Genomic DNA, 11,586 nt, shown 5'->3' with positions numbered 1-11,586 from the left:
GCCGCGCGCTGGGCCTGCGCGGCGAGCGCGTGCAGTGCGCCGGCTTCGATGTTGTCGCCGCGCCGCAACAGCGGCTGCGCATCGCGATAAACCTGCAGCGCGCTCGCCGCATCGCCGTGCGTCAGCGCCGCGCGCATCCGCGCCTGCGCCCACTGCAGGCGCAGGCCGGCGTGGCCGAGCGCGGCGATCTGCGCATCGAGCCCGGGATCGGGCATCTGCCCGGCGGCGGTGCTTTGCAGCGCGGTCTGCAACTGCAATACCCGCACGCCGGATCGGCGCGCATCGCGTTGCGCGTCGGAATGGGCGCGGCGTTCGCCGTCGCGATCGCCCGCGCGCCGCGCCAACTGCGCGCGCAACAAGGCGGCGATGCCGCGTTGTTCCGACGAAGCCGCGGCCACTTGCGGCGCCAGCGCGTCCAGCGCCTCGCGCGCGTCGCCATCGGCGTCGGCGCGCAGCAAGGCCTGCGCGCGCAGCAGGCCAACATCGACTTGCCCGCGCGCATCGCGGCGCTGGGCGAACAGGGCGCCAGCCTGATCGATCTGCTGCAGGGCCGCGCCGATCCGCCCCTGCATCAGTTCCAGCTCGGCCAGATTGCGCCGGCTCACCGCCGCTTCTTCCATCATCTGCTTGGACACGGCATCGTCGAGCGAGGACTGCAACCGCTCGCGCGCCTGCGACCACTGGCCGCGCGCGGTCGCCAACTGGCCGAGGTTCTGCAGCGTGCGGATGCGGCCGGTTTCGTCGTCGAGCTTGGAATAGGCCTCGCGCGATTGCACCAGATAGGCCTCGGCATCGTCGTAGGCGCCGAGTTGGTACTGGGCGAAGCCGATATCGTTGAGCGCCTGGGCGATGCCGCCGGCATCGCCGGCGCGTTGCCAGGCCGAGAGCGCGCGCCGGAACGCGGCCAGCGCGACTGGATAGTCGCCGCGTTCTTCCGCAAGCAGGCCCAGTTCGTTCTCCACAGCGGCCAGACCGTGACGATCGTCGAGCGCGGCGTGCAGTTCGCGCGCTTGCAGCAGGCTACGCCCGGCTTCGTCGAACTGTCCGGTCAGCACCAGCACGTTGCCGAGATTGCGCAGACTGGTGGCCAGTCCGCGCCGATTGCCGACCGCGCGGCGCAGTTCCACCGCCTGCCGGTACTGGGCTTCGGCGTGATTGTTCTGTCCCAGGCGCGCATAGCCGATGCCGAGCGCGTTGTCGGTCTCGCCTTCGCCGTAGCGGTTGCCACTGCGCTTGAACAACACCAGCGCGCGCACCAGGTAGTCGTCCACCGCTTGCTGCGCCTGGCCGTGCAGGATCGAGTACTTGCCCAGTTCGAACCACGCGCGCGGGTCGTCGGGATCGCGTGCTGTGAGCGCGCGCAATTGCGTGATGGCGCCGGCGGCGTCGCCGCCCGCGCCCAGCGCACGGGCCAGGCCGAGTGCGGCGCGGGTGTCGTCGGGACTCGCGCCGGCGCGTCCGCGCCAATACGCGATGGCCGCATCGGCGTCGCTGTCGAGCTGAGCGCGTTCGGCGCGCAGGCGTTGCAGCAGCAGCGGTTGCGCGACCGCTGCGCGTTCGCCTTGTTCCAGCGCGGCGTAGCCGGCGTCGATGTCGCCGCCGGCCTGCGCGGCTTCGGCCAGCGCGAGCCAGGCCGCGGCGAAGTCGGGTGCGCGCTCGGTGGCTTCCGCGAACGCCTTGCGTGAGGCTTCGATGTCGCTGCCGCGCCGCGCCAGTACGCCGCGGCCGTAGGGCGCGAGCGACGGCGTCGAATGGCTTGGCCACGGCGATAGCGGATTGGAACCGGCGTCGACTCCGACCCCGAGGGCACGGGCGAATTCGGCCGACGAGAACAACCCGGCCACCGCGGCCAGCGGTTCGGCCGCTTGATTCGCGGCGACCGCGGTGCTGTTGCGGTCTGGGCGGATCGATGCGCTGGCCCGCCACTGCGCGCCGGCGCGATCGAGCCGGATCGCCAGCGCGCGATCGGCCACCGCGACGCGCAGCAGGCTCGCCGTATCCGGCGGCGCCGCGCCGCTGGGATCGAGTTGACGCAGCGCTTGCTGGCTGCGTTCCTCATCGACCACGGCGATGGTGGGAGCCAGTTCCAGCGATTGCCGCAGCAACGCGGTCAGCGCCACCTTCAGGGCGGGATCGAGCGCATCCGCGGGCGCCTGCAGCGGCATCACGAACAATCGGTGCAGCGGCCGCGCCGTGGCCGCGGCGCTTGCGCTCGGCGGCGGTGCCGCGCGCGGCCACCACAGCGCGCCGGCGGCGATCGCGGCCGCGAGCGCGGCGGCGCTGGCCGCGCCGATCCACATCGCGCGCGTCGGCCGCCAATCGCGCGGCACGTGGCGCGTATCGATCGCGCGAATGACTTCGTCCGCGCTGCCGATGCGATGCGCCGGCTGCGAACGCAGCAGCCGATCGACCAGACGCACCAGCCATTGCGGCGTGTCCGCGCGCAGCCGGCTCACCGGCGGCGGCGTGCGCGACATGCGCTGGGCGAGCACTTCGCCGACCGTGCCGCCGTCGAACGGCATCTTGCCGGTCAGCATTTCGTGCAGGATCAATCCCAGCGCGTACAGATCGCTGCGCGCGTCGGCGCCTTCGCCGCGCGCCTGTTCGGGCGAAAGATAGTCGGGCGTGCCGACGATCGCGCCGGTCTGGGTCAGGCCGCTGCCGGCCAGCGAGCGGGCCACGCCGAAATCGCTGATATAGGCATCGCCCTGGCGATCGATCAGCACGTTGGCGGGCTTGAGATCGCGATGGATCACACCGCGCGCATGCGCCGCCGCCAGGCCTTCGGCGATCTGGCGGGCGATGCGGATCGCATCGTCGAAGGACAGCGCGCCGTCGCGGTCCAGGCGCTTGTCCAGCGCTTCGCCGTCGATCAGGTCCATGCCGATCAGCCACTGCGTGTCGTGGCGGACCAGATCGTGGATGCGCACCACGCGCGGGCTGGAGACTTGGCGCGCGGTCAGCAGTTCCTGGCGGAAACGTTCGAACGCGTCGCCGCGCGCGGCCAGCTCCGGCCGCAGCAGTTTCAGCGCGATGTCGATGCCCAGCGCGGTGTCGTGGGCGCGGTACACCACGCCCATGCCGCCGACGCCGAGCAGCGACTCGATGCGAAAACGCCCGGCCAAAACGCTGCCGGGCGCCAGGGCGTGGGCCTGGTACAGCCCGGTCGCGGTGGCGTCGGTCATGGCGTGGTGATCTGCGCGCCGACGATGCGGGTCCAGCGCGGCGCGGCGGTCGGCGGCGAATCGGGCGCGAGTGCGTCGAACGCGCGCTGCGCCAGCAGCCAGACCGCGGCGCTGTCGGCGAACGCGCACAGCAGTTCCAGATCGAATTCGCTGATCGCCTCGCCGGGGCCGCGGCGGTCGGCGTAGACCGCGCCGAGCACGCGCCCGGCATGCAGCAGCGGCAGGCAGATCAGGCTCTTGAGCCCGCCGGCCAGCACCGAGGCGCGGCGCGCCAGCCACAATTCGTCCGCGATCCAATTGACCACGATGGGCCGGCGTTCGGACAGGCAGCGCTGGACCGCGCCGACGCTGCCGGAGAAGCGCTGTCCCTGCAGGGCGTCGGGATCGAGCATCAGGCTGGCGCGGACGCTGAAGTCGCTGTCCTGCGCCAGCAGCAGGAAGCCGCGGCTGCAACCGGCCAGTTCGACCACGCCGCGCAGGATGTCGTCGGCCAACCCGGCGCCGGCTTCGCGCGCGATCGGGGCGACGGCGGGGCGCTGAAGCACCGGCGCGTCCGCGTCCGGGTCGGCGCCGATGCCAAGCCGTCCGACTTCGATCCGCCGCGTCCACGCCGCCGACAGATCGCGGCGTTCGCGCTGGCGTTGCTGTTGTTCCTGCGCGCTGGCGTCCTCGTGCACCGAGAACTCGCACAGCACGTCGCCGAAACGCAGCCAGCAGTCGCTGCGGTCGAGGTGGGTGTCGCTGATCTCGATGCCGTCCACGTGCGAGCCGTTCTTGCTGCCCATGTCGAGCAGATGCCAGCCGTCGGCGTCGTGACGCAATTCGGCGTGGCTGCGCGAGACGGTGGGGTGTTCGATGCGCAGATCGCAATCGGCGTCGCGGCCGATGCGCAGGCGCGCGCCGGCGGGTATCCACCGGCTGATGGCTGCGGCTTCGGGCGGGTAAGCGATCAGTCTCGCCGGCATGGCCGCATCTTACGCGGGGCGGGGCGGACGCGGCAGCGGGGCGCGAGACGGAAATCGAAGGCGCGCGCGCAGGAAGCGAGCGACGTTCGCCATCGACTGGCGCTCAATGCTCACTTCCGCGTACGGGTTGTCGCCGCCGGCGGGCGCGGCTCAGGGGCCGTAGTCGCGCATGAAGGCGATGCTGAAGCGCAGCGTCGCCGCGCCCGCGGCGAGTTCGCCGGCGTGGTTGTGGTGGCTGCGGGTGGCGCGCCACTCGTCCGGCAGGTAGCTGCCGGCGCGCGATTGCGCGCGGCTGCGCACCGCGTCGGCTGCGCTCAGGGCGGCGGCGTAGTCGTTTATCGCCAGCGCGCTTTCGACATCGTCGAGCAGCGCGTCGAAGGCGGCGCGTTCGCTCCACGGCAACAGATCGACCCGATCGCGCAGGCGCTGCACCTTGGCGGCGATCGCCGCGCCGGTCGGGCGCAGGTCGAGCAGGATCAGGAACTGCGAGAAGCCGCCGTAAGTGCCGCGGGCACGCACGCTGCCGGCGGCGATCTCATCGGTGATGTCGTAGAACGCGCCGCCCAGCGGCGCCTTGAACAGGCGCAGGCGGCTGCCGGCGGCGTAGGGCAGGGCGTGGGTGTGGACCTCGACCCGGCCGGTGCCGTGGAAACTCAGTCCGCCGTAGCGCGGCGGCTGCAGGGTGATCAGCAGCGGCAGGCTCGATTGCAGCTTGGTCAGGTCAACGTTGGGCAGGCGCGCGAGCAGCTCGGCATCGCTCAGGCTCACCAGCTTGGCGCTGGCGCCCAGGCTGGACGGGCTGAGCCCGTAGGCGTCCTCGAAATCGAGCAGCACCTCGGCCAGGACCGTCCCCGGCAGCCCGGGCAGGGTCACCGAGGCCTCGGCATGGTTGCCCGACGCGCTGACGCTGACCGGCAGGGCCTGCGCCTGCGCGGCGCCGGCCGCGATGAATCCCAACGCCAGCGCGCAACCGCTCAGCCAGCGGGCAACCCGGTGCGAAGTCCGCGGCGGCGCGATCGAATGCTTCATGTCCTTTCCCCCTGTACGGCGGCCGCCTCGCGCAAGGCTCAGGGCCGAAACTGAACCCGTTGGCCGGGCCCTGGCGATCCCGGGCGGCGGCCGCGCCGGCCTGGGCCGATACGGACCGTGCGGAACCCGGCGCTTCATTCGGCGCGGATTTGTTGCGAATCCGGCACCTCGTCGCACCGATCTTGCGGCGGCGGTCCGGGTTTGACCAGCCTACTGCGGGTTTGCCGGCCGGTCTGTAGGGGTTTTTCCCTATGCGCGCTGGGCAGTCTTCCGGATGTCGCCGCCACCGCCGCGGACGCCAAGGTGGGCCATCCGGCCGTCATGGCCACGCAGGGAGTCAGGTCCGACATGCGACACAGCCGCCGCAACATCCTCAAACTGTCCGCCCTGGCCATCGGCATGATGGCCAGCGGGCTCAGCTTCGCGCAGGCCCGTCTGGGCGCCGCGCTGCAAAGCGCGCTCGACAGCGCCGAAGCCGCCAAGCCGCTGGAAGTGATCGTGTCCTACAACCAGCCCGGCCCGCTGCGCGCCACGCAACTGCAGGCGCTGAAGCTGCTCGGCATCGATCAGGGCGTGAGCATGCGCGCATTGCCGATCGCCGGCGCCCTGGCCACGCCGGCGCAGATCCGCGCGCTGGCCCAACGCGGCGACGTGCTGTCGATCCACCTCAACAAGCCGCTGACCTACTACAACCAGGAAGCGCGCGAGCTGTCCGGGGTCGACCGGGTGCAGGCCAATCCGGGCGATTTCGGCCGCACCACGCCATTCACCGGCAAGGGCGTGACGGTGATGATCAACGACTCCGGCATCGACGCCACCCACGCCGATCTGAAGTACGGCCAGCGCGTGGTGCAGAACGTGCAGGCGCTGACCAACCTGCATTCGGTACTGGATTTCCTGCCGGTGACGGTGCTCGAAAACCAGCTCAACACCGATATCAGCTCCGGCCACGGCACCCATTGCGCCGGCACCGTCGGCGGCAGCGGCGCGCAGTCGGCCGGCTTGTATCGCGGCGTCGCTACCGGCGCGGATCTGGTCGGCTACGGCTCGGGCGCGGTGATTTCCATCCTCGACGCGGTCGGCGGTTTCGACTACGCGATCTCGCACAAGAACAGCTTCGCCGCGCCGATCAAGGTGATCTCCAATTCCTGGGGCAGCTCGGGCAGCTTCGACCCGACCGATCCGGTCAGCCTGGCCACCTACGAGGCCTACAAGAACGGCATCGTCAGCGTCTTCGCCGCCGGCAACGACGGCCCCGGCGCCAACACGCACAATCCCTATGCGCAGGCGCCGTGGGTGATCTCGGTCGGCGCCGGCAACAAGGACGGCACGCTGGCCGACTTCTCCTCGCGCGGCAATCCGGGCGAAACCGGCCAGTTCACCATGCCCGATGGGCGCAGCTGGACCTACGTCAACGAGCCGACCCTGGTCGCGACCGGCGTGGACATCGTCTCCACTCGCGCCCTGACCGGCGCGCTGCCGCTGCTGGCGACCCAGCAGGATCTCGCCCTCGGCGCGCGGCTGCCGTTCTACACCCACATGAGCGGCACCTCGATGGCGACCCCGCACGTGGCCGGCATCGTCGCCTTGCTGTTCGAGGCCAAGCCGTCGCTCAAGCCGCTGGAGGTCAAGCAGATCCTCAGCCAGACCGCCAACTCGATGGCGGGCCGCCAGCGTTTCGAAGTCGGCAGCGGCCACGTCGATGCCTACGAGGCGGTGGGCGTGGCCAACGCCTACTGACGGCGTATCGGGCGGGAGCCGCGAACCCTCCCGCCCGCTTCACGTCCGCGGCGCCGCGTCCCCGGCGCCGCGGACGGCTTGCGTGCGCAGCGCCGCGCTCTCCAGTGCTTCGAATCGATTGTCATGAACGGATATCCGGGTGTGTTCGGGTATCCGTTTTTTTGTGGTGCGGGATTTGAGCGGTGGGGTGTTGGCGGGGCCGAGGGCGGGGTGATCACCCCGGGCGCTCTACGAAAGACGCTGACGCGGAGGGCGCCGGTTGCGGCTTATCGACGGGCGTCGAGACGGTCTAAACGTTGAGGCACGACAAATCGTCCGGGGTCGATTACGGAAGTCGTCGAAAGGAAGATGTCGTCGGGCGCGGCTTATCGAACGGACGTCGAGGTAGAAACGCCGCTGCCGCCGTGTTCAAGGAGTTTTTGCCCGTGAGCGGCCGAAGGGACGGCCAGGGCGGCCGATCGCGCATCGCTCGCGGGTGCGGCCACGCGCGGGCCAGGCGTGGCCTGGCGGATCGGAGAAAAAGAAGGGACCGCCGCTCGGGCCAACAGCGCCAGCGCCGAGACGGCGGCCAGTACGAGGAGATAGCGGGGCAGCGCGCGGAACGAGTCCAGAACCCAAATCGCTGCCTTCATGCACGAACCCCGCGTACTCCACGCGGGGCAGACCGAACAGCCGTCCTGGCTGTCGGCGCAAATTCCGTTTTGCCGTGCATACCGCATCCCCAACATCTGTAATCAGTAGCCCCGGCTCCGCTGGCTCGCTTGCTCAAGGCGACGGCCTTTTTCCTTTGCTGAGCGGCATCCGTGTCATTCGCAGACCGTGCTGCCGGGGCGTGCACAGATTGGGCTTGTGCTTAGACGAAAGCAGTAGGCCTACCGCGCGGCCGCGTGTAGGACTTTTCTGACCCCTGTCACGTCGTGGCGGCCGTCGGGGGAGTACAGGGGCGGCCGGGCGGGGCGGGCGCCTCTGCGTTTTTTTGCAGGGACGGGGCGAGTTCCAGGCTCGATCCGGCCCAGGCTTCGTTTCAGGCGGACGGTCGATCCGGCTCACGGGCCGGATGGCCGATGGGCCGCCCTGCTACCCGCGGACTTGGCCACGGCCAGGGCCGTCCGGTTCGACCCGAGCGCATCGCCAAGGCTGCGACGCGACCGGTCAACGCAAGCTCAGGACTTCGCCTCTTCCGGCATCGTCCCGGCCGCGCGCATGTCCTGCTGAGCCTGTTTGATCGCCTTTACGTCCAGCGGCAGAATCCGCCCGATGAAGCACGGCATCTTGATCGCCTGCGGTCCGAGCACGGTGACTTTGTCGAAGCGCTGATGCACGCGCCCCATCTGATTGCTCACCGAAATGGCCTGGGCGAAATCCAGGTCCGGGCAGCGTCCCTGCAATTCCAGCAGATAGGCCTGATTGGGTTTGGTCCACAGCGCCAGCGCGCTGTCGCCGAGCGGCGTCCAGCCGTCGATGCGGCCGAAATACTGGAAGCTGTCCACCGCCGCGCCGGCGTGTTCGCGATACAGCGCCAGCCGTTGCGCGTCGTCCAATTTCGGACCGGTGCTCGCGCATCCGGCCAGCGCTAACGTGGCCGCGAGCAGCGAAGACATCGTCAAGGAAAATCGTTTCATGATCGGCTTCCTCTGGCGGTCGGGGGCCGCCGCCGCGATGGGTGTTCGCGCACATGATGCGCCTGGCGTATCGGCCCGCCGCAGCGGGCGCGCGCATCATTCAGCGACCGGGAGGCTTGCCATCCCCGTCGCGCCTCCGTATCATGCCGCCTCTCTCACGGGTTGCCCGTGAAATGGCCGGGTAGCTCAGTTGGTAGAGCAGGGGATTGAAAATCCCCGTGTCGGGGGTTCGATTCCCTCCCCGGCCACCAAGATTCAGTTCGTGGTGGTTCGGCCTGATCCGCGGATATCTCGAAAGCCTCCAGAAATGGGGGCTTTTTGTCGTCTGGAGTTCGTGGGCGTTCGCGCCGAGCGCTTGCGGCCGCAGCGCGAACGGGCGTGTGCGTGCGCAACGCATCCCAGCGGCCTGCTGCCATGGTCGCGTATCCGCATCGGCGAGTTTGCACAGGCGAGCTGCATGATGCGGAACGCGTCTTCGCCGGCACAGCTCACTCGCGTTCGAACTGCTTGATCTCGTCTGAAATCGGGAAACGCGCGCCACAGCTGCACGGCGATTTCCTGCGCCAGATCGGCGCGGTCTTCGTCGCCGCGGCAGTGACTGTTGGCGATCTTGTAGACGAGGCCGTGGTGGGCTGCAGCAGCACCTCGAAACGCTGCCGCGCCTGCGCCACTTCGTTGTCGCCTCCGGCCTGGTCGCTGCGCGCCGATTTAGTCCCTGTGTGCTCCATCGCCTGCCGGTTCCTGGCCCCGTATGCATGGTTATTCGCGCGACGGGGCGAATCGTCACACCTCGCTGAGAACTATGACGGACAGGTTTCCCGGGCCGCGAGAACTACCCCTCGAAGCGGCTCTCAGCGGGGCGATCGCGGTCGTATCGCCTTGTCAGCGCGAATGACGGCAGCCAGGATTCGCGCCGGACGATCCAGCTTTCGTAGGTGGGCGTGAGTTGATCCGGCGCATCCAGCGAACCCAGGCTCACTTCGATTTCGTCCTCGCAGCGGGCGAAAACCGACGAGCCGCAGCGGGGGCAGAAAAACCGCCCGGCGTAGTCGCGCGTTTCGCCATCGACCGTTACCGCATCCTCGTGGAAGATCGCGGATGCGTGAAAAAGCGAGCCGTGATGCTTGCGGCAATCCAGGCAGTGGCAAAGGCCGACCCGGTAGGGGAGCCCCGACGCCACGATGCGGACGTTTCCGCACAGACAGCCGCCCGTGAATCGATCCATATCGCGCCTCCTGTGAATCCAGCGATGGAATGTTCACCACCAGCGCCGATGGTATTGCATTCGCACGCGCCGGGCTCGCCAGGATCAATCAATCGCCGCCGCTTTCACGCGGCCAGGAAACGCTCGCGCCGCCGATCGCGAAGGCAGGTTCGTTCGTCGCGGAACGAACCTGCCTCATCGTGCGGCGCTTATTGCCCCAGGCGAACCATCGCGGGCGTGCCGATCGATGGCCTGGGTATCATCGAGCGACTGGCTGCGTTCAAAAACCGCCCGGGTCCGGGTTGGACCCGAAGCAAATCTGCGTCCAGATCACCGGCTTGCCCACGGGCGCGCCCCAGCCGGCGGGCTGCGGCGACGTGCAGCCATGGCTGATGTACTGCATCGCGACGACGGTGCCGTTGCTGTCGAGGTAAGCCCTCAGCTCCACGTACGGAGCGCCGGACGGCTGCGCCACGGTGGCGAATACGAATCCCATCGACAGCACGGCGGCGGTCAGGGCCGCAGCGATTTTCTTGTAATGCCGTTTCATTGATGTCTCCTTGGCGATAAGGGCAGGTCGATAACGTGCGCGACGCCGGCTTGGGCGGCATTACCAAGTTCGCAGTGGCGGGGCGAAACCCGACATGGAGTCGAAAGTCGGCCTGCTGCCGATGCTGAAACGGGGCGGGCTATAGTTGCGGCGTCCGGCGCGCTTTTCGGTGCGCGGGGCACGAAGCCCTGTACAGCGGCCAAGCTGTAGGGGCTTCGTTTTTTCTTTTCGCAATCGGACGACGCGGCGATAAGCGAATGCCTGTCGCTCAATATCCGCCGAAAATCAGCGATTGATGCGCGGCCGCGCCCGCGATGGTTCCATCGCCGACCGCCAACGGCAGCGAACCGCCGGGCCGGGCCGCATCGCCGCAGGCGAAGACGCCCTGCGCCGTGGTCGCCTTCATGGCATCGGTTCTGATCGTGCGGCCCATCGGCCCTTCGTCGAATTCGCAGCCCAGCATGGCTGCGATGGGGCTGGCGACATCGGGCGTGGTCAGGGTAAACAGGCCGTCGAGGTTCGCGATGCGGCCATCGCGCAGCACCAGCGCCAGCGAGCCCTCGATCCGGTCGATCCGGCTGCGTTCCAAGGTCACGCCACGGGCTTGAAGTTTTTCCAACTGCTCGGCGTCGGGTTCGAAGGCGTCGTTCAAGAACAGCGTCGTCGGACCCCAATCGGGAAGCAGCAGCGCCAGGTGCATCGACATGGGCGAGGTCGCGAGAACGCCGATCGGTCCCTGATTCAATTCGTAGCCATGGCAATAAGGGCAATGGAACACATGCTTGCCCCAACGCTCGGCGAGGCCGGGCACGTCCGGCAATCGATCGACGACGCCGGTCGCCAGCACCAGCCGCCTCGCTTCGAGCGGCGGCATGCCTTCCATATCGAGCCGAAACCCGTTGCCGGTGCGTTGCGCGCCGGCGACTTTTCCATCGAGCCAGCCGACGGTGCCGTACGCGAGGAGTTGCTCGCGTCCCTTCGCTGCGATCGCCGCCGCTTGCGTACCGTCCTGAGTGAGAAAGCCGTGCGAGTGCGCGGCGAAACGGTTGCGCCGTTGTCCGGCGTCCACGACCAGGACCTTGCGGCGCGCCCGCGCCAACGGCATCGCGGCGGCCAGGCCGGCGTAGCTGCCGCCCACAACAATCACGTCGTACTGCATGAAGCGTGCTCCTTTCGATGGAGGCCTCATCGCTGCTCGGCGGTGAGGCAGGGATAAGCGATGCGCTGGCGACGCCCGGCAGGGCTGGGCAGCGAACGTTTCCGCGCTCGGACGCATCACGAAACAATTGAA

9 protein-coding genes, 1 tRNA gene and 1 pseudogene are annotated in these 11,586 nt (G+C 69.0%); 2 read left to right on the top strand and 9 right to left on the bottom strand.

Going from position 1 to position 11,586, the window contains the following annotated elements; translation table 11 throughout:
• The 3 genes from J7J50_RS09725 to J7J50_RS09715 form a co-directional block, all read right to left on the bottom strand.
• Nucleotides 1–3,185: serine/threonine-protein kinase (locus tag J7J50_RS09725; protein ID WP_215057431.1), on the bottom strand; the 3,185-nt coding region annotated here is incomplete at its 3' end.
• Complete coding sequence (locus tag J7J50_RS09720) at nt 3,182–4,150, bottom strand: GAF domain-containing protein (RefSeq protein ID WP_215057430.1); 969 nt, start codon at nt 4,148–4,150, stop codon at nt 3,182–3,184. The genes J7J50_RS09720 and J7J50_RS09725, both read right to left, overlap by 4 nt.
• Nucleotides 4,151–4,300: 150 nt before the next feature.
• Entirely contained in the window at nt 4,301–5,179 is an 879-nt protein-coding gene (locus J7J50_RS09715; protein ID WP_215057429.1) for a DUF6689 family protein, read from the bottom strand.
• A gap of 348 nt (nt 5,180–5,527) precedes the next feature.
• Between J7J50_RS09715 and J7J50_RS09710 the strand changes: the two genes are divergently transcribed.
• The gene (locus J7J50_RS09710) at nt 5,528–6,919 is read left to right on the top strand and encodes a S8 family serine peptidase (RefSeq protein WP_251044323.1); all 1,392 of its coding nucleotides are present in this window, start codon (nt 5,528–5,530) and stop codon (nt 6,917–6,919) included.
• Nucleotides 6,920–7,284: 365 nt separating this feature from the next.
• Here the strand turns inward: J7J50_RS09710 and J7J50_RS09705 are convergent, their stop codons facing one another.
• Both J7J50_RS09705 and J7J50_RS09700 read right to left on the bottom strand, forming a co-directional pair.
• Nucleotides 7,285–7,551 carry a hypothetical protein gene (locus J7J50_RS09705; RefSeq protein ID WP_215063476.1) on the bottom strand — a complete coding sequence of 89 codons (267 nt, stop codon included), beginning with the start codon at nt 7,549–7,551 and terminating at the stop codon, nt 7,285–7,287.
• Nucleotides 7,552–8,082: 531 nt separating this feature from the next.
• Nucleotides 8,083–8,541 (bottom strand): DUF6491 family protein, encoded by a 459-nt coding sequence (locus J7J50_RS09700; protein ID WP_215057428.1) that lies wholly within the window; start codon nt 8,539–8,541, stop codon nt 8,083–8,085.
• 175 nt (nt 8,542–8,716) lie between these two features.
• Here J7J50_RS09700 and J7J50_RS09695 point away from each other — a divergent pair.
• Nucleotides 8,717–8,792: transfer RNA gene (locus J7J50_RS09695), tRNA-Phe, on the top strand.
• Nucleotides 8,793–9,060: 268 nt separating this feature from the next.
• On the opposite strand, the pseudogene J7J50_RS24750 reads toward J7J50_RS09695, so the two are convergent.
• The 4 genes and pseudogenes from J7J50_RS24750 to J7J50_RS09675 form a co-directional block, all read right to left on the bottom strand.
• Nucleotides 9,061–9,171 (bottom strand): annotated as a pseudogene (locus J7J50_RS24750) (sigma factor); the annotation flags it as partial.
• A gap of 202 nt (nt 9,172–9,373) precedes the next feature.
• Entirely contained in the window at nt 9,374–9,766 is a 393-nt protein-coding gene (locus J7J50_RS09685; protein ID WP_215057427.1) for a GFA family protein, read from the bottom strand.
• A gap of 259 nt (nt 9,767–10,025) precedes the next feature.
• On the bottom strand, nt 10,026–10,295 hold the full coding sequence (locus tag J7J50_RS09680; RefSeq protein ID WP_215057426.1) for a hypothetical protein: 270 nt from the start codon (nt 10,293–10,295) through the stop codon (nt 10,026–10,028).
• Nucleotides 10,296–10,563: 268 nt separating this feature from the next.
• Nucleotides 10,564–11,454, bottom strand: coding sequence for an NAD(P)/FAD-dependent oxidoreductase (locus tag J7J50_RS09675; protein ID WP_215057425.1), 891 nt, complete (start codon nt 11,452–11,454; stop codon nt 10,564–10,566).
• Between the last annotated feature and the right edge of the window lie 132 nt (nt 11,455–11,586).

The sequence above is a fragment of the Lysobacter sp. ISL-50 genome, assembly GCF_018612875.1.
GTDB lineage: Bacteria > Pseudomonadota > Gammaproteobacteria > Xanthomonadales > Xanthomonadaceae > Lysobacter.
The sequence above is the reverse complement of the archived record's forward strand: the minus strand, read 5'-3'. Positions and strand labels throughout refer to the sequence as shown.

Coding starts and splice junctions, on each gene's coding strand:
- J7J50_RS09720 (WP_215057430.1), bottom strand. CDS start 4,150: ATGCCGGCGAGACTGATCGCTTACCCGCCCGAAGCCGCAGCCATCAGC.
- J7J50_RS09715 (WP_215057429.1), bottom strand. CDS start 5,179: ATGAAGCATTCGATCGCGCCGCCGCGGACTTCGCACCGGGTTGCCCGC.
- J7J50_RS09710 (WP_251044323.1), top strand. CDS start 5,528: ATGCGACACAGCCGCCGCAACATCCTCAAACTGTCCGCCCTGGCCATC.
- J7J50_RS09705 (WP_215063476.1), bottom strand. CDS start 7,551: ATGAAGGCAGCGATTTGGGTTCTGGACTCGTTCCGCGCGCTGCCCCGC.
- J7J50_RS09700 (WP_215057428.1), bottom strand. CDS start 8,541: ATGAAACGATTTTCCTTGACGATGTCTTCGCTGCTCGCGGCCACGTTA.
- J7J50_RS09685 (WP_215057427.1), bottom strand. CDS start 9,766: ATGGATCGATTCACGGGCGGCTGTCTGTGCGGAAACGTCCGCATCGTG.
- J7J50_RS09680 (WP_215057426.1), bottom strand. CDS start 10,295: ATGAAACGGCATTACAAGAAAATCGCTGCGGCCCTGACCGCCGCCGTG.
- J7J50_RS09675 (WP_215057425.1), bottom strand. CDS start 11,454: ATGCAGTACGACGTGATTGTTGTGGGCGGCAGCTACGCCGGCCTGGCC.